Origin of the sequence: Ramlibacter humi (assembly GCF_004681975.1) — a bacterium.
In the GTDB taxonomy this organism is placed as follows: Bacteria; Pseudomonadota; Gammaproteobacteria; order Burkholderiales; family Burkholderiaceae_C; genus Ramlibacter; species Ramlibacter humi.
Genome location: NZ_SMLK01000003.1, coordinates 84,937 through 104,039, shown reverse-complemented (window position 1 = coordinate 104,039; position 19,103 = coordinate 84,937). Strand labels below are relative to the sequence as shown.

Annotated in this window: 15 protein-coding genes; 10 read left to right on the top strand and 5 right to left on the bottom strand. The window is 68.5% G+C overall.

Features of this window, described 5'->3' with window-relative positions; all coding sequences use genetic code 11:
• Positions 1-19: 19 nt before the first annotated feature.
• The gene (uvrA, locus tag EZ216_RS11450; protein ID WP_135249901.1) at positions 20-2,977 is read right to left on the bottom strand and encodes an excinuclease ABC subunit UvrA; all 2,958 of its coding nucleotides are present in this window, start codon (positions 2,975-2,977) and stop codon (positions 20-22) included.
• A 123-nt stretch (positions 2,978-3,100) separates the two neighbouring features.
• On the opposite strand from uvrA, the gene EZ216_RS11445 reads away from it, so the two are divergent.
• Together EZ216_RS11445 and ssb are read left to right on the top strand one after the other, a co-directional pair.
• On the top strand, positions 3,101-4,306 hold the full coding sequence (locus EZ216_RS11445) for an MFS transporter (protein ID WP_135250207.1): 1,206 nt from the start codon (positions 3,101-3,103) through the stop codon (positions 4,304-4,306).
• Positions 4,307-4,329: 23 nt separating this feature from the next.
• A complete protein-coding gene (gene ssb / locus EZ216_RS11440) occupies positions 4,330-4,845 on the top strand; it encodes a single-stranded DNA-binding protein (protein ID WP_135249900.1) in 516 nt (171 codons plus the stop codon).
• Positions 4,846-4,902: 57 nt separating this feature from the next.
• Here ssb and mnmA read toward each other — a convergent pair whose 3' ends face one another.
• From mnmA to EZ216_RS11420, 4 genes are all read right to left on the bottom strand, one after another.
• On the bottom strand, positions 4,903-6,009 hold the full coding sequence (gene mnmA, locus EZ216_RS11435; protein WP_135249899.1) for a tRNA 2-thiouridine(34) synthase MnmA: 1,107 nt from the start codon (positions 6,007-6,009) through the stop codon (positions 4,903-4,905).
• A gap of 55 nt (positions 6,010-6,064) precedes the next feature.
• The gene (locus EZ216_RS11430) at positions 6,065-6,544 is read right to left on the bottom strand and encodes an NUDIX hydrolase (RefSeq protein WP_135249898.1); all 480 of its coding nucleotides are present in this window, start codon (positions 6,542-6,544) and stop codon (positions 6,065-6,067) included.
• A 62-nt stretch (positions 6,545-6,606) separates the two neighbouring features.
• Entirely contained in the window at positions 6,607-7,329 is a 723-nt protein-coding gene (locus EZ216_RS11425; protein WP_135249897.1) for a hypothetical protein, read from the bottom strand.
• A gap of 91 nt (positions 7,330-7,420) precedes the next feature.
• The gene (locus EZ216_RS11420; RefSeq protein ID WP_135250206.1) at positions 7,421-8,485 is read right to left on the bottom strand and encodes a metallophosphoesterase; all 1,065 of its coding nucleotides are present in this window, start codon (positions 8,483-8,485) and stop codon (positions 7,421-7,423) included.
• A 173-nt stretch (positions 8,486-8,658) separates the two neighbouring features.
• Here EZ216_RS11420 and EZ216_RS11415 point away from each other — a divergent pair, with 173 nt between their 5' ends.
• The 8 genes from EZ216_RS11415 to EZ216_RS11380 all read left to right on the top strand — a co-directional run bounded on the left by EZ216_RS11415 (position 8,659) and on the right by EZ216_RS11380 (position 19,050).
• Positions 8,659-10,242, top strand: a complete 1,584-nt coding sequence (locus EZ216_RS11415) for a Re/Si-specific NAD(P)(+) transhydrogenase subunit alpha (protein WP_135249896.1) — start codon at positions 8,659-8,661, stop codon at positions 10,240-10,242.
• A gap of 9 nt (positions 10,243-10,251) precedes the next feature.
• Positions 10,252-11,664, top strand: coding sequence for a Re/Si-specific NAD(P)(+) transhydrogenase subunit beta (gene pntB / locus EZ216_RS11410; RefSeq protein WP_135249895.1), 1,413 nt, complete (start codon positions 10,252-10,254; stop codon positions 11,662-11,664).
• 34 nt (positions 11,665-11,698) lie between these two features.
• Positions 11,699-13,378, top strand: coding sequence for a long-chain-fatty-acid--CoA ligase (locus EZ216_RS11405; RefSeq protein WP_135249894.1), 1,680 nt, complete (start codon positions 11,699-11,701; stop codon positions 13,376-13,378).
• Between the two features lie 99 nt (positions 13,379-13,477).
• Positions 13,478-14,482 carry an ABC transporter permease subunit gene (locus tag EZ216_RS11400; protein WP_135249893.1) on the top strand — a complete coding sequence of 335 codons (1,005 nt, stop codon included), beginning with the start codon at positions 13,478-13,480 and terminating at the stop codon, positions 14,480-14,482.
• Positions 14,479-15,378: an ABC transporter permease subunit gene (locus EZ216_RS11395; RefSeq protein ID WP_135249892.1), complete on the top strand. Its 900-nt coding sequence runs from the start codon at positions 14,479-14,481 to the stop codon at positions 15,376-15,378. The genes EZ216_RS11400 and EZ216_RS11395 overlap by 4 nt, the downstream gene beginning before the upstream one ends.
• Positions 15,375-16,400: an ABC transporter ATP-binding protein gene (locus EZ216_RS11390; protein ID WP_135249891.1), complete on the top strand. Its 1,026-nt coding sequence runs from the start codon at positions 15,375-15,377 to the stop codon at positions 16,398-16,400. The genes EZ216_RS11395 and EZ216_RS11390 overlap by 4 nt, the downstream gene beginning before the upstream one ends.
• Before the next feature lie 8 nt (positions 16,401-16,408).
• Positions 16,409-17,431, top strand: a complete 1,023-nt coding sequence (locus EZ216_RS11385) for a dipeptide ABC transporter ATP-binding protein (RefSeq protein WP_135249890.1) — start codon at positions 16,409-16,411, stop codon at positions 17,429-17,431.
• A gap of 17 nt (positions 17,432-17,448) precedes the next feature.
• A complete protein-coding gene (locus tag EZ216_RS11380; RefSeq protein WP_135249889.1) occupies positions 17,449-19,050 on the top strand; it encodes an ABC transporter substrate-binding protein in 1,602 nt (533 codons plus the stop codon).
• Positions 19,051-19,103 lie beyond the last annotated feature (53 nt).

Below are 19,103 nucleotides of genomic sequence, written 5' to 3'. Positions count from 1 at the left end.
TCGTCCAGGGCCTGACCGCTCAGGCGCGCAGCAGGCGCTTGAGGTACTTGCCGGTGAAGCTGGCCGGGTTCTTCGCCACGTCTTCCGGCGTGCCGGCGGCCACCACGGTGCCGCCGCCCGCGCCGCCTTCGGGGCCCATGTCGATCACCCAGTCGGCGGTTTTGATCACGTCGAGGTTGTGCTCGATGATGACGATGGTGTTGCCCGCGTCGCGCAGCTGGTGCAGCACCTTCAGCAGCAGGTCGGTGTCGGCGAAGTGCAGGCCGGTGGTGGGCTCGTCCAGGATGTAAAGCGTGCGGCCGGTGTCGCGCTTGGACAGTTCCAGCGCCAGCTTCACGCGCTGCGCCTCGCCGCCCGACAGCGTGGTGGCGGCCTGCCCCAGCTTGACGTACGACAGGCCCACGTCCAGCAGCGTCTGCAGCTTGCGGGCGATGTTGGGCACGGGTTTCAGGAACTCGTGCGCGTCCTCGACGGTGAGGTCCAGGATCTGGGCGATGTTGCGGCCCTTCCACTGCACCTCCAGCGTCTCGCGGTTGTAGCGCGCGCCCTTGCAGACGTCGCACGGCACGTAGACGTCGGGCAGGAAGTGCATCTCCACCTTCACCACGCCGTCGCCCTGGCAGGCCTCGCAGCGGCCACCCGCGACGTTGAACGAGAAGCGGCCCGGGCCGTAGCCGCGTTCCTTGGCGGTGGCGGTCTCGGCCATCAGTTCGCGGATGGGCGTGAACAGGCCGGTGTAGGTGGCCGGGTTGCTGCGCGGCGTGCGGCCGATGGGCGACTGGTCGACGTTGATCACCTTGTCGAAGTGCTCGATGCCGTCGATCTCGTCGTGCGCCGCAGGCTCTTCGTGCGCGCGGTACAGCGTGCGCGCCACCGCGGCGTACAGCGTGTCGTTCACCAGCGTGGACTTGCCCGAACCCGACACGCCGGTGACGCAGGTGAGAAGACCCACGGGGACGTCCACCGTCACGTCCTTCAGGTTGTGCCCGCGCGCGCCCGCGATGCGGATGCGCTGCACCTCACCCGCCTTGCCGCCTTCCAGCGGCAGCCAGGGTGTGCGCTTCTTCGGCACCGCGATCTCCAGCTTGCCGGACAGGTACTTGCCCGTGAGCGATGCGTCGCTGGCCTCGACTTCGGCGGGCGTGCCTTCGGCCATCACCTGGCCGCCGTGGATGCCGGCGCCCGGGCCCATGTCCACGACGTGGTCGGCGGCGCGGATCATGTCCTCGTCGTGTTCCACCACGATGACCGAGTTGCCCAGGTCGCGCAGGTGCTTCAGCGTGCCGATCAGCCGGTCGTTGTCACGCTGGTGCAGGCCGATGCTGGGCTCGTCCAGCACGTACATCACGCCGGTGAGGCCGCTGCCGATCTGCGATGCCAGCCGGATGCGCTGCGCCTCGCCGCCGGACAGCGTCTCGGCGCTGCGCTCCAGGCTCAGGTAGTTCAGGCCGACGTCGTTGAGGAACCGCAGCCGGTTGGCGATCTCGCGCACCACCTTGCTGGCGATCTCGGCCTTCGCGCCTTGCAGGTGCAGCGATTCGAAGTACGCCAGCGCCTCGCGCAGCGTGACCCCGCTGACTTCATAGATGGTTCGGCTTTCGCCGCCTTCGCCGATGCGCACGTGCCGCGCTTCGGTGCGAAGGCGCGTGCCACCACATTCATGGCAGGGCTGCAGGCTGCGGTAGCGCGCCAGTTCCTCGCGCACGGCCGACGAATCGGTTTCGCGGAAGCGCCGCACCATGTTCGGGATGACGCCTTCCCACGGGTGCTTGCGCGTCACCTTCTTGCCGGCCGACGCGCCCGATTCCATCACGTAGTGGAACTTGATCTCTTCTTCGCCGGAGCCGTTGAGCACGGCGTTCTGCACCGGCAGTTCCAGGTTCTCGAACGGCTCGTCGACGCTGAAGCCGTAGTGCTTTGCCAGGCTCTCGATCATCGAGAAGTAGTACGGGTTGCGGCGGTCCCAGCCCTTGATGGCGCCGGACGCCAGCGACAGCGAAGGGAAGGCCACCACGCGCTGCGGGTCGAAGAATTCCTGGCAGCCCAGGCCGTCGCACACCGGGCAGGCGCCCACGGGCGAGTTGAACGAGAAAAGGCGCGGCTCCAGCTCGGCGATGGAGTAGTGGCAGATGGGGCAGGAGAACTTGGCGTTGAACAGGTGCTCCTTGCCGTCGTCCATCTCCAGCGCGATGGCGCGGCCGTCGGCCAGGCGCAGCGCGGCCTCGAAGCTTTCGGCCAGCCGCTGCTGCACTTCGGGGCGCACCTTCAGCCGGTCGATCACCACGTCGATGTCGTGCTTCTCGGTCTTCTTCAGCTTGGGAAGGCTCTCTGCTTCGTACTGCGTGCCGTTGATGCGGAAGCGGATGTAGCCCTGCGCCTGCAGCTGCGCGAACACGTCCTCGAACTCGCCCTTGCGCTCGCGCGCGATGGGCGCCAGCACCATGAGCTTGGTGTCCTGCGGCAGCGCCAGCACCGTGTCCACCATTTGCGAGACCGTCTGCGACGTCAGCGGGATGTCGTGGTCGGGGCAGTAGGGCGTGCCCGCGCGCGCGAACAAGAGGCGCAGGTAGTCGTGAATCTCGGTCACCGTGCCGACGGTGGACCGCGGGTTGTGGCTGGTGGCCTTCTGCTCGATGGCGATGGCGGGCGACAGGCCTTCGATCAGGTCCACGTCCGGCTTGTCCATCAGCTGCAGGAACTGCCGGGCATAGGCCGACAGGCTTTCCACGTAGCGGCGCTGGCCCTCGGCGTACAGGGTGTCGAAGGCGAGCGACGACTTGCCCGAGCCCGACAGCCCCGTGATCACCACCAGCTGGTTGCGCGGCAGGTCGAGGTCGACGTTCTTGAGGTTGTGCGTGCGCGCCCCGCGGATGGCGATCCGCTGGTCCTGCAGTGAGCGGGCGAGGTACTTGCCTTCGGCGGAGGTGTTCAAAAGGCTGGGCTGGCGCGAGGGAAACCAAGCATCATAGACCGGCATCCCGGCCCGGCGGGACCCGCCCGGCGCGCATGTCCGACAATGCGGGGTTCGCCCATCCGCACGGGCCCGCAGCGTTCCGTTCCTCCCCTTCCCGTGACCACAGCTTCCCCCGACCGGCATCGCATGACGCCGCTGGAGCGCCGCGCCAGCGGCTCGCTCGCCACCGTGTTCGCCTCGCGCATGCTGGGCCTTTTCCTGGTCCTGCCCGTGTTCGCGCTGGAAGCCGCGCGCTACCCCGGCGGCGGCGACCCGGCGCTGATCGGCCTGGCCATGGGCATCTACGGCCTGACCCAGGGCGTGCTGCAGTTCGCGTACGGCCTGGCCTCCGACCGGTTCGGCCGCAAGCGCGTCATCCTGCTGGGCCTGGCGGTGTTCGCGGCGGGCAGCTTCCTGGCCTCGGCCGCGCCCAGCCTGAACTGGCTCATCGCCGGCCGCGCCCTGCAGGGCGCCGGCGCCGTTTCCGCGGCCGTCACCGCTTTGCTGGCCGACCAGACGCGTGACGAAGTGCGCACCATCGCCATGGCGATGGTGGGTGCCAGCATCGGGCTGATGTTCGCGCTGTCCCTGGTGGCGGCGCCGGCGCTGGCCGGCTGGATCGGCCTGTCGGGCCTGTTCGCCATCACCGGCTGCCTGGCGCTGGGCTGCATGGCGGTGGTGGCGTGGTGGACGCCACCCGAGCCGGTGCGGCACAAGAACGTGCCGCGCGGCCGCCTGCGCGACGTGCTGGGCTACGGCCCGCTGGTGCGGCTGAACGTCGGCGTGTTCGTGCTGCACGCGGTGCAGCTGGCCATGTGGGTGGCCATCCCGGCGCTGCTGGTGCAGGCCGGCCTGGCCAAGGACCACCACTGGCAGGTGTACCTGCCGGCCGTGCTGGCGTCGTTCGTGGTGATGTCGATGACGCTGTTCCCGGCGGAACGGCGCGGCTACCTGCGTGCGGTGTTCCTGGCGGCCATCGGCGTCATCGGCGCCGTGCAGGTGGGGCTGGCTCTGGCGCCGCGTCCCGGCATCGCGCTGCTGGGGGTGATGCTGTTCCTCTTTTTCTGCGGCTTCAACGTGCTGGAAGCCAGCCAGCCCAGCATGGCCTCGCGCGTGGCGCCGCCGCAGGCGCGCGGCGCGGCGCTGGGCGTCTACAACACCCTTCAATCGCTGGGTTTCTTCGCCGGCGGCGCCGTCGGCGGTTGGCTGACCAAGCACGTTGGGAGCACGGGCCTGTTCGCGGCCTGCGCCTGCGCCACGCTGGTGTGGCTGGTGGTGGCGTGGCCCATGGTGGCGCCGGTCCGCTCGCCTTCGCCGGAGCAGGTGCTGGCCGATGAGGCCGAGGCCACATAATCTGATCTAGGAGGAACCCCTCAATGTCATCCGTCAACAAGGTCATCATCGTCGGCAACCTGGGCCGCGATCCCGAAATGCGCACCTTCCCCAGCGGCGGCCGCGTTTGCAACGTCACCATCGCCACCACGGAAAAGTGGAAGGACAAGCAGTCGGGCGAGATGAAGGAACTCACCGAGTGGCACCGCGTGGTCTTCAACGACCGCCTGGCCGAGATCGCGGGCGAGTACCTGCGCAAGGGCTCGCAGGTCTACGTGGAAGGCAGCCTGCGCACCCGCAAGTGGACCGACCAGAGCGGCCAGGAAAAGTACACCACCGAGATCCGCGCCAGCGAAATGAAGATGCTCGGCAAACGCGAAGGCATGGGCGGCGGCCAGGGCGGTGGCGGCGGCGGTGGTTATCCGGAAGACGACGGCTACGGTGGCGGTGGCGGTGGCCGCAGCCAGCCTTCGCGCGCGCCCGCACCTGCGGCCAAGAGCCCGGCGGCGAACAAGCCTTCGTCGGGGTTCGACGACATGGACGACGACATCCCGTTCTGAGCGGGTGGTCTCCCAGACAAAACGCCGGGTCCAGCCCGGCGTTTTGTTTGGTGCCGGTCAGGCCGCGGCTGACGCGATGACGCCACCGCCCAGGCACACCTCACCGTCGTACAGCACCGCCGACTGCCCCGGCGTGACGGCCCACTGCGGCTGCGGGAAGTCGAGGTGGAACGCGCCATTCGCACCCGACGCCAGCACGCACGGCGCGTCGGCTTGGCGGTAGCGCGTCTTGGACCCGTACTCGCCGGACGCGGGCGCCGCGCCGGCGATCCAGCTGGCGTCGTCGGCTTCCAACGCCAGCGACTGCAGCCAGGGGTGGTCATGCCCCTGCACCGCATAGAGCGTGTTGCGCTCGATGTCCTTGCGCGCCACGAACCAGGGTTCGTGCTCCCCGCCGCCGCGCTGCGCGCCCTTGGCTTTCACGCCGCCGATGCCCAGGCCCTGCCGCTGGCCCAGCGTGTAGAACGACAGCCCCTGGTGCTGGCCGATGACGCGGCCGCGCTCGTCCTTGATCGGCCCCGGTTCGCGCGAGATGTAGCGGTTGAGGAAGTCACGGAACGGCCGCTCGCCGATGAAGCAGATGCCGGTGGAGTCCTTCTTCTTCGCGTTGGGCAGGCCGATCTCTTCCGCGATGCGCCGCACCTCGGTCTTGCGCAGCTCGCCCACCGGGAACAGCGAGCGCGACAGCTGCGCCTGCGTCAGGCGGTGCAGGAAATAGCTCTGGTCCTTGGTGTCGTCCAGGCCCTTGAGCAGTTCGAAACGGCCTGCGTTCTCGCGTACGCGGGCGTAGTGGCCCGTGGCGATCTTCGCTGCACCCAGACGCATGGCGTGATCGAGGAAAGCCTTGAACTTGATCTCGGCGTTGCACAGCACGTCCGGGTTGGGCGTGCGGCCGGCCTGGTACTCGCGCAGGAACTCGGCGAACACGCGGTCCTTGTATTCGGCCGCGAAGTTGACGTGCTCGATGTCGATGCCGATGACGTCGGCCACCGCGGCGGCGTCCAGGAAGTCCTGGCGCGACGAGCAGTACTCGTCGTCATCGTCGTCTTCCCAGTTCTTCATGAAGATGCCGACGACGTCCCAGCCCTGGCGCTTGAGCAGCCAGGCGCTCACCGCGGAATCCACGCCTCCGCTGAGTCCGACCACGACACGCTTGCTGTTCATGAGGTGGATTATCCCAAGCGGCCCTTTCACCGCGCCGGGCTGCGGGCATGCCGGCTCAGGGCTGGCGGTACACGCTCTCGTCGGTGGTCACCAGCGACAGCGGGTGCCGCGCGCCGGCCAGGTAGTCTTCCATGCAGCGCAGCAGCAGCGGGCTGCGGTGCCTTTCGCGGCTGGCGCGCACTTCCTCGGGCGTCATCCACAGGGTGCGCACGATGCCCGTGTCCAGTGTCCGGCCCGGCTCGCGCTCGCCCAGTCCGCCGCAGAACGCGAATCGCAGATAGGTGAAGTCCGCGCCGGTGTCCGTCTCGCGTGAACGCGAGAGGTACACGACCAGCGCCGTGGGCGTGAAGCGATGCGCCGTTTCCTCCAGCGTTTCGCGTGCGCAGCCCTGCTGGGGCGATTCGCCCGGGTCCAGGTGGCCGGCGGCGTTGTTGAGCATGAGGCCGTCGCGCGTCTCTTCCTCGACCAGCAGGAAGCGCCCGTCGCGCTCGATGACGGCGGCCACGGTGACGCTAGGTTTCCAGCGGATGTTCATCGCGCGATTATCGAAAAGCGCCCGTTCGTGCGGGCGCGCCGCGCGGCCTGGCGGCCTGGCGGTCAGGCGTCGTACTCGTCGGAGCCCTGCACCCAGATGAACGATTGCACGTCGATCATGTCGCGGGCACGAAAGCCCGGCCGGCGGTCCAGGTCGCGGCGGATGATGGCGCCGAAGGTCTGCAGGCCCTGGTAAACCGCCCAGGACGGCTCGGACTGGTAGCCGAAGTCAAAGCCGTAGCCGCGCGCCGCCCGGCGCGTGACGCGCGGCTTCAGGAACAGGTGCTTGTCGGGCCGCGCAATGAAGCCGAACACCGTGACCACCGGCCACGTCAGCACTCGCGCCCGCGGCTGCGGCAGGTCGGCCACGGCCTGGATCCAGTCATCGAACTTGCGCTGGGGCGAGCCGCGGCCGTACAGGAAGGCATACAGCTCGTGCGCGAACAGCCGCGAACCGGCCGGCGTCTTCAGCGCGTCGCGCAGCGCCATCTTCTCGAACGAGAAGAGCAGGTTGGTGCGCGCCTCGATGCGGATGGCCGCGTCGGCGATCTGGCGGAACTCGCCGCGTGCCAGCAGCTTGCGGAAGTCGGCGGGACCGAGCTCGGCCTGCCATTCGAGGTGGGCGCGTTCCTTGTGCGCGCGTTCGGCGATCAGGTAGGTGTCGTCCTGGAAGCCGTCCGGGTAGTAAAGCTCGAACTTGCGTCGCGCGCGCGCGGCGCCGAGATAGGAAACGTTGCCCGCGCGGGCGCCGGTGAGCGGGGAGGAGAGGAATGCGGCACGTGGCATCCGGTCAGTTTTCCGTCCCGCCCCAGCTCATCCGCGTGGGACGCGGCCCTACCCGCTTGTAGGACTCACGCCAGCCCAGCTGGTCGGCAGCTCAGCCGCGTACCAGCCTCAGCCGGGTGATTTCGGACGGTGCCGCCACGCGTTTGGGCGGTCCCCAGTAGCCTGTACCGCGGCTGACGTAGACCCAGAGCCGCCCCAGCCGGTGCAGCCCGGCCGTGAAGGGCTGCTGCAATCGGACGAAGAAGATCCAGGGGAAGAACTGGCCGCCGTGGGTGTGGCCCGACAGCTGCAAGTCGAAGCCGGCCAGCTCAGCGGCAGGCGCGGTGCGCGGCTGGTGTGCCAGCAGGATCCTCGCGCCGGCATCTGCTGGCGCGCCGGACAGCGCCTTGGCCGGGTCGCTGCGGTGCGAAGGCTCGAAGTGGTGGGCGCTCCAGTCGGGCACGCCCGCCAGCACCAGCGTGGTACCGGCGCGTTCGATGACCACGTGCTCGTTCAGCAGCACGCGGATGCCCAGCCGGCGCAGTTCCGCCAGCCAGGGCGCGTGGCCCGCGTAGTACTCGTGATTGCCGGTGACGAAGAAGCTGCCGTGGCGCGAGCGCAGCTCGCCCAGCGGCGCGACATGCGCGCCCAGCTCGGGCACCGGGCCGTCGACGATGTCGCCGGTGATGGCCACCGCATCGGCTTCCAGCGAGTTGACGCGCTCGACGATGCGGCGGATGTAGCTGCCGCGGATGGTGGGCCCGACGTGCAGGTCGGTGATCTGCGCGATGGTGAAGCCGTGCAGCCCGGGCGGCAGGTTGGCGATGGGCACGTCCACGCTCTTCACCCGGGCGGTGCGGCGGGTGTTGGCCAGGCCCAGCAGGCTGAGCGCCAGGGCGAGCAGCGGCACGCCTTCAGCGGTCCAGCGCGAGAGCTCCGGCCGCGTCCAGTCCAGCAGCAGGGCCGCGATCAGCACCACGTCGCGCAGCAAGGTCAGCACCAGCAGCGACGAGAACAGGCCGAGCGCGAACAGCCCGGCCGCCTGCAACTGGTCGGATCGCGGCGGCCGGGCGAAGCGGCGCGCCACCATGCCCATAGGCACCAGGGCGGCGGAGAACACCAGCCACGCGGCCAGCGCGATGGACGGGCCCAGGCCGAGCGCGGGCAGCAGGCGCATGCCGATCAGGGTGTGCAGCAGCGCGGAGAGGATGAAGAGGGCCAAGGCGGAGGGCTCGCGGAGGTGCGCCACCCAGTTGGGGACGCGTGCGAAGGATTCCAGTGCAGCGGCAGAGTTCAGGTAAGCTTGAACGAAACCTTACAACCTCACCGCGCAAGCGAGGAGACAACCCCATGCTCATTGGAGTGCCCGCCGAGACGGTGCCGGGTGAAAAGCGCGTCGCCACCGTGCCCGCGGTGGTGGAGAAACTCGTCAAGCTCGGGTTCTCCGTGGCGGTGCAAAGCGGCGCCGGCGACGCCGCGAACTTCGCCGACGACACCTACCGCGCCGCCGGCGCCGAAGTGGTGCCGGACGCCGCCACCCTGTGGAGCCGCGCCGACATCGTCTTCAAGGTGCGGCCGCCCAGCCCGCAGGAAGTCGGCCTGATGCGCGAAGGCGGCATGCTCGTCGGCTTCGTCTGGCCGGCGCAGAACCCCGAACTCATGCAGCAGCTGGCCGCGAGGAAGGCCACCGTGCTGGCCATCGACGCGCTGCCGCGCCAGCTGTCGCGCGCGCAGAAGATGGACGCGCTGACGTCCATGGCGGGCATCACCGGTTACCGCGCGGTCATCGAGGCGGCCAATGCCTTCGGCCGCTTCTTCAACGGCCAGGTCACCGCCGCGGGCAAGGTGCCGCCGGCCAAGGTGTTCATCGCCGGCGCCGGCGTGGCCGGCCTGGCCGCCGTCGGCACCGCGGCCAACCTGGGTGCCATCGTGCGCGCCAACGACACGCGCGCGGAAGTCGCCGACCAGGTGAAGTCGCTGGGCGGCGAGTTCGTCAAGGTCGACTACGAGGAGGAAGGCTCGGGCGGCGGCGGCTACGCCAAGGTCATGAGCGAAGGCTTCCAGCAGGCGCAGCGCGCCATGTACGCGCAGCAGGCCAAGGACGCCGACATCATCATCACGACGGCCCTGATCCCGGGCAAGCCGGCACCCAAGCTGATCACGGCCGACATGGTGAAGACCATGCAGCCGGGCAGCGTCATCGTGGACATGGCCGCCGAGCAGGGTGGCAACTGCGAACTCACGGTGCCCGGCCAGGCCGTGGTGCGGCACGGCGTCACCATCGTCGGCTACACCGACCTGGCGAGCCGCCTGGCCAAGCAGTCGTCCACGCTCTATTCGACCAACCTGCTGCGGCTGGCCGAAGAGCTGTGCAAGGCCAAGGACGGCGTCGTGAACGTCAACATGGACGACGACGCGATCCGCGGGCTCACCGTCATCAAGGACGGCGCCATCACCTGGCCCGCGCCGCCGCCCAAGCTGCCGGCCGCCCCGCCGCAAGCCAAGCCGGCCGCCGCGGCGCCCACCGCGCCCAAGGGCCACGGCCATGGCGCGGGCGAGCCGATGCCGGGCCGGTCGCTGGCCATCATCTTCGGTGTCTGCGCGGTGCTGTTCGCGCTGGTGGGGTTGTTCGCGCCGGCGTCGTTCCTGGCGCACTTCACCGTGTTCGTGCTCGCCTGCTTCATCGGCTACATGGTGATCTGGAACGTGACGCCGTCGCTGCACACGCCGCTGATGAGCGTGACCAATGCCATCTCCTCGATCATCGCCATCGGCGCCTTGATCCAGGTGGCGCCGCCGGTCACCGGCGCGGACGCCAGCCGTCCGGCGCAGCTGATCCTGGGCCTGGCTGTCTTCGGGCTCGCGCTGACGGCCGTCAACATGTTCGGCGGCTTCGCGGTCACGCGTCGCATGCTGGCGATGTTCCGCAAGTAAGAGACTGACATGACTGCGAGCCTCGCCACCGTTTCCTACATCGGCGCCACCATCCTGTTCATCCTGAGCCTGGGTGGGTTGTCCAATCCCGAAACCGCGCGCCGCGGCAACCTGTTCGGGATGATCGGCATGGCGGTCGCCGTGCTGGCCACCGTGTTCGGTCCGCGCGTCACGCCGGCCGGCATCCCGTGGATCGTCGGCGCGCTGGTCGCCGGCGGGGCCGTCGGCCTCGTCGCGGCCAAGAAGGTGCAGATGACGCAGATGCCCGAGCTGGTCGCGCTGATGCACAGCCTGGTGGGCCTGGCCGCCTGCCTGGTGGGCTACGCCAGCTACGTGGACACCTCCATCGCGTTCGAAGGTGCCGAGAAGGCCATCCACGAAGTGGAAATCTACGTCGGCATCCTGATCGGCGCGGTGACTTTCTCCGGCTCCATCGTGGCCTTCGGCAAGCTGTCGGGCCGCATCGGCGGCAAGCCGCTGCTGCTGCCGGGGCGCCACTGGCTCAACCTGGCGGGCCTGCTGATCGTCATCTGGTTCGGCCGCGCGTTCCTGCATGCCGAATCCATCCCGGCCGGCATGACGCCGCTCATCGTGATGACCGTCATCGCGCTGCTGTTCGGCGTGCACATGGTGATGGCCATCGGCGGCGCCGACATGCCGGTGGTGGTGTCCATGCTGAACAGCTATTCGGGCTGGGCCGCCGCGGCCACCGGCTTCATGCTGTCCAACGACCTGCTGATCGTGGTGGGCGCGCTGGTGGGTTCGTCGGGCGCGATCCTCTCGTACATCATGTGCCGCGCGATGAACCGCAACTTCATCAGCGTCATCGCGGGCGGTTTCGGCACCGGCGGCGGCGCGCCGGCACCGGCGGCCGGCGGCGCGCAGCCGGCCGGCGAAGTGACGCCCATCAGCGCGGCGGAAACCGCCGAGATGCTGCGCGAGGCCAAGAACGTGGTCATCGTGCCCGGCTACGGCATGGCGGTGGCGCAGGCGCAGCACACGGTCTACGAGATCACGAAGCTGCTGCGCGAGAAGGGCGTCGACGTGCGCTTCGGCATCCACCCGGTGGCCGGCCGCATGCCGGGCCACATGAACGTGCTGCTGGCCGAAGCCAAGGTCCCGTACGACATCGTGCTGGAGATGGACGAGATCAACGAGGACTTCCCCGACACCGACGTCGCGATGGTCATCGGCGCCAACGACATCGTGAACCCCGCGGCGCAGGACGACCCGTCCAGCCCCATCGCCGGCATGCCGGTGCTGGAGGTGTGGAAGGCGCGCCATTCCATCGTGATGAAGCGCAGCATGGCCTCGGGCTACGCCGGCGTGGACAACCCGTTGTTCTACAAGGACAACAACCGCATGCTGTTCGGCGACGCCAAGAAGATGCTGGACGAAGTGCTGGCGGCGCTGAAAGCCTGAGCCCCCCTCGCAACGAAAAAAGACGGAGACAAGCATGACGACCAATCCCCCCTGGCTGGGCGCCTATCCGGCCAGCGTGCCGGCGACGATCGATCCCTCGCAGTACCGCTCGCTGGTGCAGCTGATGGAGGAGAGCTTCACCCAGTACCGCGACCGGCCCGCCTACAGCTTCATGGGCAAGGAGGTCACGTACGGCCAGACCGATTCGCTCAGCCAGGCGCTGGCGACCTACTTCCAGGGCATCGGGCTCGCCAAGGGCGACCGCGTCGCGATCATGATGCCCAACGTGCCGCAGTACCCGGTGGCCGTGGCCGCCATCCTGCGCGCCGGCCTGGTGGTGGTGAACGTCAACCCGCTGTACACGCCGCGCGAGCTGGAGCACCAGCTGAAGGACTCGGGCGCCAAGGCCATCGTCATCATCGAGAACTTCGCCAACACGCTGCAGCAGTGCATCGCGGCCACGCCGGTCAAGCACGTGGTGATGGCCGCGATGGGCGACATGCTGGGCCTGCTCAAGGGCGGGCTGGTCAACTACGTGGTGCGCAACGTCAAGAAGATGGTGCCCGCCTACGAACTGCCCGGCGCGGTGCGCTTCAACCAGGCCGTCGCGCAAGGCACGCGCGGCACGTTCAAGCCGGTGGACACCAGGCCCGACGACGTGGCGGTGCTGCAGTACACCGGCGGCACCACCGGCGTTTCCAAGGGCGCGGTGCTGCTGCACCGCAACGTCATCGCCAACGTGCTGCAGTCCGAAGCCTGGAACCAGCCGGTGATGGGCAAGGTGCCCGCGGGCGAGCAGCCCACCGGCGTGTGTGCGCTGCCGCTGTACCACATCTTCGCGTTCACGGTGGGGATGATGCTGTCCATGCGCACGGGCGGAAAGCTGATCCTCATCCCCAACCCGCGCGACCTGCCCGCGGTGCTGCAGGAGCTGAGCAAGCACACCTTCCACAGCTTCCCCGCGGTCAACACGCTGTTCAACGGCCTGGCCAACCACCCGGACTTCGACAGGGTCAACTGGAAGAACCTGAAGATCTCCGTCGGCGGCGGCATGGCGGTGCAGGGCGCGGTGGCGCAGAAGTGGCTGCAGAAGACCGGCTGCCCGATCTGCGAAGGCTATGGCCTGTCGGAAACCTCGCCGTCGGCCAGCTGCAACCCGGTGACCAGCACCGAGTACAGCGGCACCATCGGCGTGCCGCTGCCGTCCACCGAGATGAAGTGCCTGGACGACGACGGCAACGAGGTGCCGCTGGGCCAGCCCGGCGAGATCGCCATCCGCGGCCCGCAGGTGATGGCCGGCTACTGGCAGCGCCCCGACGAGACGGCCAAGGTCATGACGCCCGACGGCTTCTTCAAGACCGGCGACATCGGCGTGGTGGACGAGCGCGGCTACTTCAAGATCGTCGACCGCAAGAAGGACATGGTCCTGGTGTCCGGCTTCAACGTGTACCCGAACGAGGTCGAGGACGTGGTCGCCAAGCTCGACGGCGTGCTGGAGTGCGCCGTGGTCGGCGTGCCCGACGAGAAGACCGGCGAGGCGGTGAAGCTGGTCGTCGTGAAGAAGGATCCCGCGCTGACCGAAGAAAAAGTGCGCGAGTTCTGCCGCGCCAACCTCACGGGCTACAAGCAGCCGCGGGTGATCGAATTCCGCACCGACCTGCCCAAGACGCCGGTCGGCAAGATCCTGCGGCGCGAGCTGCGCGACAAGAAATAGGGCTCGGCGCGGGACTTGCTTGCGGCTCCCGCCGGGCTGGCGGGTAATCCCTAAGCTCGAGGGCGGCACAATAGCGCCCCCCGCGGCCTTTCCGTTTCCATGTTCCGTTTCATCCTCACCCGCCTGTCGCTGGTCATCCCGACTTTCTTCGGGATGACGCTGCTGGCGTTCTTCCTGATCCGGCTGGTGCCGGGCGACCCCATCGAGACGATGGCGGGCGAGCGCGGCATCGACGCCGCCCGCCACGAAAAACTGCTGAAGGAATACGGCCTGGACCAGCCGGTGTGGGTGCAGTACGGCATCTACATCGGCCGCGTGCTCCACGGCGACCTGGGCAAGTCCATGATCACGCAGGAACCGGTGATCCGCGAATTCGCGGCGCTGTTCCCGGCCACCATCGAACTGGCGCTGTGCGCCATCCTGTTCGCGCTGCTGCTGGGCATCCCGGCGGGCATCGTCGCCGCGGTCAAGCGCAATTCCGTGTTCGACCATGGCGTGATGGCGACGTCGCTCACCGGCTACTCCATGCCCATCTTCTGGTGGGGCCTGCTGCTGATCCTGCTGTTCTCCGTGCAACTGGGCTGGACGCCGGTGTCGGGCCGCCTGGCGGTGCAGTACTTCATCGAGCCGAAGACCGGCTTCCTGCTGGTCGATTCGCTGCTGTCCGACGACAAGGGCGCTTTCGGCTCCGCGGTGAAGCACCTCATCCTGCCGGCCATCGTGCTGGGCACCAACCCGATGGCGGTGGTGGCGCGCATGACGCGCTCGGCCATGCTGGAAGTGCTGGGCGAGGACTACATCCGCACCGCGCGCGCCAAGGGCCTGCCGCCGCTGCGGGTGGTGGGCGTGCACGCGCTGCGAAACGCGCTGATCCCGGTGATCACCGTCATCGGCCTGCAGGTGGGCGTGCTGTTCACCGGCGCCATCCTCACCGAAACCATCTTCTCCTGGCCGGGCGTGGGCAAGTGGCTGATCGAAGCCATCGCCCGCCGCGACTACCCCGTGCTGCAGGGCGGCATGCTGCTGCTGGGCGGCGTGGTCATGCTCGTCAACCTGCTGGTGGACGTGACCTACGGCTTCATCAACCCCCGCATCCGCCGATGAGCACCGCCGCCGCACCCGTCACCATCCAAGCCGCGCCGCCCGGGCCGCTGCGCGAGTTCTGGCTGGCCTTCAGCGCCAACCGCGGGGCCGTCATCGGCCTCGTCGTGGTCGTCGTCATGCTGCTGATGGCGCTGTTCGCGCCCTGGCTGGCGCCGCACGCGCCCTTCGAAACCAACAACGCCGTGTTCCTCAAGCCGCCCGCGTGGCAGTCCGGCGGTTCCGCTTCCTACCTGCTGGGCACCGACGCCATCGGCCGCGACATCCTTTCGCGCCTGATCCACGGCGCGCGCCTGTCGCTGTCCATCGGCCTGGGCGTGGTCGCCCTTTCGCTGGTGGTGGGCGTCGCGCTGGGGCTGGTCGCCGGCTTCGCGCGCGGCGTGACCGAGATCGCGATCATGCGGATGATGGACATCCTGCTGACGCTGCCCAGCCTGCTGCTGGCCATCGTGGTGGTGGCCATCCTCGGCCCGGGCCTGGTCAACGCGATGCTGGCGGTGGCCATCGTGCTGCTGCCGCACTACGTGCGCATCACGCGCGCGGCGGTCATCGCGGAAGTGTCCAAGGACTACGTGACGGCCGCGCGCGTCAGCGGCGCCGGCACGCTGCGGCTGATGTTCAGCGAGGTGCTGCCCAACTGCGCCGCGCCGCTCATCGTGCAGGCTTCGCTGGGCGTCTCCACCGCCATCCTCGACGCGGCCGCGCTGGGCTTCCTGGGCCTGGGCGCGCAGCCGCCCGCGCCGGAATGGGGAACCATGCTGGCCGACGCGCGCGAGTTCGTGCTGCGCGCCTGGTGGGTCGTGACTTTCCCCGGCCTGATGATCCTGGTGGCCGTGCTGGCCTTCAACCTGCTGGGCGACGGCCTGCGCGACGCGCTCGACCCGAAGCTGAAAAGATGAGTGAGTTGCTGCTCGAAATCGAAGACCTGCACGTGGAATTCCCCACGCAGGGCAGCGTCATGCACGCGGTGGAAGGCGTCAGCCTCCAGCTGCGCCAGGGCGAGGTGCTGGGCATCGTCGGCGAGTCCGGCTCCGGCAAGAGCGTGACCATGATGGCCGTCATGGGCCTCATCGGCTTCCCCGGCCGCGTGCGCGCGAAGAAGCTGCGCTTCCTGGGCCAGGACCTGCTGGGCCTGTCGCCGGCCGCGCGCCGGCGGCTGGTGGGCAAGGACATGGCCATGATCTTCCAGGAGCCCACCAGCAGCCTGAACCCCTGCTTCACCATCGGCTACCAGCTGGTGGAAGCGCTGCGGCTGCACCTGCCGCTGGACAAGGCGGGCGCCAAGCGCCGTGCCATCGAGCTGCTGGAACAGGTGGGCATCCCCGCCGCGGCCAGCCGGCTGAACGACTACCCGCACCAGCTGTCGGGCGGCATGAACCAGCGCGTGATGATCGCGATGGCCATCGCCTGCAACCCGCGCCTGCTGATCGCCGACGAACCCACCACCGCGCTGGACGTCACCATCCAGGCGCAGATCCTGGACCTGCTGCGCCGCCTGCAGCAGGAAACGGGCATGACGCTGGTGCTCATCACGCACAACATGGGCGTGGTGCACGAGATGGCGCAGCGCGTGGCCGTGATGTACGCCGGCCAGGTGATGGAACAGCAGCCGGTCGACGCGCTGTTCGCCCGCCCGCAGCACCCCTACACCGAGGCGCTGCTGTCCGCCTTGCCGGAACGCGGCGAGGTCGGCAGCAAGCTGGCCACCATCCCCGGCGTGGTGCCGGGCGTGTTCGACCGGCCCACGGGCTGCCTGTTCGCGCCGCGCTGCGCGTACGCCACCGGACACTCGCGCGCCGTGCGGCCGGAGTTGCGTGAATGGCAAGGCGGCCAGGTGCGCTGCCACTACCCGCTGGGCGACCCGCAGCGGCAGCAGGCCATCGCGCAAGACGGCCTGGTGGGCGCGGAGGCTTCGCAATGAGCACCGCCATGACTCCCGTCGTTGAAGCCAAGGACCTGCGGCAGGTCTACAAGATCCGCCGCGGCCTGTTCAAGGACCCCGCTCTGCTGCAGGCCGTGGGCGGCGTGTCGTTCACCATCGAGCCGGGCCGCACGCTGGCGGTGGTGGGCGAGTCGGGCTGCGGCAAGTCCACGCTCGCGCGCATGGTGTCGCTGATCGAGAAGCCCGCGGCGGGCACGTTGTCGCTGGGCGGCGTCGACGCGGTGGATCCGCCCCATGACCAGCGCCGCCAGCTGCGCCGCTCGGTGCAATTGGTGTTCCAGAACCCGTATGGCTCGCTCAACCCGCGCAAGAAGATCGTCGACGTGCTGGCCGCGCCGCTGGCCATCCACACCGACCTGGGCGCGAAGGAACGCGCGGACAAGGCGCGCGAGATGCTGGCGCAGGTGGGCCTGCGGCCCGAGCAGGCCAGCCGCTACCCGCACATGTTCAGCGGCGGCCAGCGCCAGCGCATCGCCATCGCGCGCGCGCTGATGCTGCAGCCGAAGCTGCTGGTGGCCGACGAGCCGGTGTCGGCGCTGGACGTGTCCATCCAGGCGCAGGTGCTCAACCTGCTGGCCGACCTGCAGGCGAAGTACCAGCTGGCGTACCTGTTCATCTCGCACGACCTGGCGGTGGTGCGGCACATCGCGCACGACGTGCTGGTGATGTACCTGGGCCTGGTGATGGAGCAGGGCCCGCGCGAGAGGATCTTCGCGCGCCCGCTGCACCCGTACACGCAGGCGCTGCTGGCGTCCACGCCCGGCGTGGGCTCGCAGCAGCGCCGCATCGTGCTGCAGGGCGAGCTGCCATCGCCGCTGAACCCGCCGCAAGGCTGCGTGTTCTCCACCCGCTGCCCGTACGCGGTGGAACGCTGCAAGGTGGAACGTCCGCCCGCGCGTCCGGTGGACGGCCGCCTGGTGGCCTGCCACTTCGCCGAGGACTTCCTCGCGTCGGGTTTTCCCGAAGCCCGTCCTGTCGATAATCGCCCCCTCAGCGCCCAAGCGGCGTGACCTTTCAAGGAGCCCCCATGCAACTGTCCTTCAACCGCAAGCAGGTCGCGATGGCCGTGCTGGCCCTGGCCTGCGCCACCGGCGTCTCGGCCAAGACCCTGGTGTTCTGCTCGGAAGGCAGCCCGGAAAACTTCTATCCCGGCGTCAACACCACCGGCACGTCGTTCGACGGCAACGAGCCCATCTACAACCGCATCGTCGAGTTCGAGCGCGGCGGCACCAAGGTCGTGCCCGGCCTGGCCGAGAAGTGGGACATCTCCAATGACGGTCTGGTCTACACCTTCCACCTGCGCAAGGGCGTGAAGTGGCACAACCAACGCGCGTTCAAGCCCACGCGCGACTTCAACGCCGACGACGTGGTGTTCGCCTTCGACCGCCAGTGGAAGGAAGACAACCCGTACTACAAGGTCACCAGCTCCAACCACTCGTACTTCAACGACATGGGCATGCCCAAGCTGCTGAAGTCGGTCGAGAAGGTGGACGACTACACCGTCAAGATCACGCTGAACAAGCCCGAGGCGCCTTTCCTGGCCAACCTGGCGATGCCGTACGCGGCCGTCCAGTCCAAGGAATACGCCGACGCCATGCTCAAGGCCGGCACGCCCGAGAAGATCGACCAGGAGCCCATCGGCACCGGCCCGTTCTACCTGGTGCAGTACCAGAAGGACGCCGTCATCCGCTACAAGGCGTTCCCGCAGTTCTGGGGCCCCAAGGCCAAGATCGACGACCTGGTGTACTCCATCACGCCGGATGCCAGCGTGCGCTGGGCCAAGCTGCAGAAGGGCGAGTGCCACGTCATGCCGTACCCGAACCCGGCCGACCTGGACGCGATCAAGAAGGACCCGAACGTCACCGTCCTGGAGCAGCCGGGCCTGAACATCGGCTACCTCGCGTACAACACCACCAAGAAGCCGTTCGACGACGTGCGCGTGCGCAAGGCCGTCAACATGGCCATCAACAAGAAGGCCATCATCGACGGCGTGTTCCTGTCCACCGGCGTGGCGGCGAAGAACCCGATCCCGCCCACGATGTGGTCGTACAACGACGCGGTCAAGGACGATCCGTACGATCCCGAAGCCGCCAAGAAGCTGCTGGCGCAGGCCGGCCACCCGAACGGCTTCACGACCGACCTGTGGGCCATGCCGGTGCAGCGCCCGTACAACCCGAACGCCAAGCGCATCGCCGAGCTGATGCAGGCCGACCTGGCCAAGGTGGGCATCAAGGCCGAGATCAAGACCTTCGAGTGGGGCGAGTACCGCAAGCGCATGCAGGCCGGCGAGCACCAGATGGGCATGCTGGGCTGGACCGGCGACAACGGCGACCCGGACAACTTCCTGAACACGCTGCTGGGCTGCGATTCGGCCAAGACCAACGGCTCCAACGTCGCGAAGTTCTGCTACCAGCCGTTCGAGGACGTGGTGCTGAAGGCCAAGACGGTGTCCAACCAGGCCGAGCGCGCCAAGCTGTACGAACGCGCCCAGGTGATCTTCAAGGAACAGGCTCCCTGGTTCACCATCGCCCACGCGGTGCAGCTGAAGCCGGTGCGCAAGGAAGTCATCGACTTCAAGCTGTCGCCGTTCGGCCGCCACAATTTTTACGGCGTGGACATCAAGGAATAAGGCACTCGCCCGATCCTGTGAGAGAGGCCCGCGAGGGCCTCTTTCCATTTCAC

Bases quoted from the DNA above. Each gene is read 5' to 3' on its own strand.
- ssb (WP_135249900.1), top strand. From the start codon at position 4,330: ATGTCATCCGTCAACAAGGTCATCATCGTCGGCAACCTGGGCCGCGAT.
- pntB (WP_135249895.1), top strand. From the start codon at position 10,252: ATGACTGCGAGCCTCGCCACCGTTTCCTACATCGGCGCCACCATCCTG.
- EZ216_RS11380 (WP_135249889.1), top strand. From the start codon at position 17,449: ATGCAACTGTCCTTCAACCGCAAGCAGGTCGCGATGGCCGTGCTGGCC.
- EZ216_RS11445 (WP_135250207.1), top strand. From the start codon at position 3,101: ATGACGCCGCTGGAGCGCCGCGCCAGCGGCTCGCTCGCCACCGTGTTC.
- EZ216_RS11390 (WP_135249891.1), top strand. From the start codon at position 15,375: ATGAGTGAGTTGCTGCTCGAAATCGAAGACCTGCACGTGGAATTCCCC.
- EZ216_RS11385 (WP_135249890.1), top strand. From the start codon at position 16,409: ATGACTCCCGTCGTTGAAGCCAAGGACCTGCGGCAGGTCTACAAGATC.
- uvrA (WP_135249901.1), bottom strand. From the start codon at position 2,977: ATGCCGGTCTATGATGCTTGGTTTCCCTCGCGCCAGCCCAGCCTTTTG.
- EZ216_RS11430 (WP_135249898.1), bottom strand. From the start codon at position 6,544: ATGAACATCCGCTGGAAACCTAGCGTCACCGTGGCCGCCGTCATCGAG.
- EZ216_RS11395 (WP_135249892.1), top strand. From the start codon at position 14,479: ATGAGCACCGCCGCCGCACCCGTCACCATCCAAGCCGCGCCGCCCGGG.
- EZ216_RS11415 (WP_135249896.1), top strand. From the start codon at position 8,659: ATGCTCATTGGAGTGCCCGCCGAGACGGTGCCGGGTGAAAAGCGCGTC.
- EZ216_RS11420 (WP_135250206.1), bottom strand. From the start codon at position 8,485: ATGCGCCTGCTGCCCGCGCTCGGCCTGGGCCCGTCCATCGCGCTGGCC.
- EZ216_RS11400 (WP_135249893.1), top strand. From the start codon at position 13,478: ATGTTCCGTTTCATCCTCACCCGCCTGTCGCTGGTCATCCCGACTTTC.
- EZ216_RS11425 (WP_135249897.1), bottom strand. From the start codon at position 7,329: ATGCCACGTGCCGCATTCCTCTCCTCCCCGCTCACCGGCGCCCGCGCG.
- EZ216_RS11405 (WP_135249894.1), top strand. From the start codon at position 11,699: ATGACGACCAATCCCCCCTGGCTGGGCGCCTATCCGGCCAGCGTGCCG.
- mnmA (WP_135249899.1), bottom strand. From the start codon at position 6,009: ATGAACAGCAAGCGTGTCGTGGTCGGACTCAGCGGAGGCGTGGATTCC.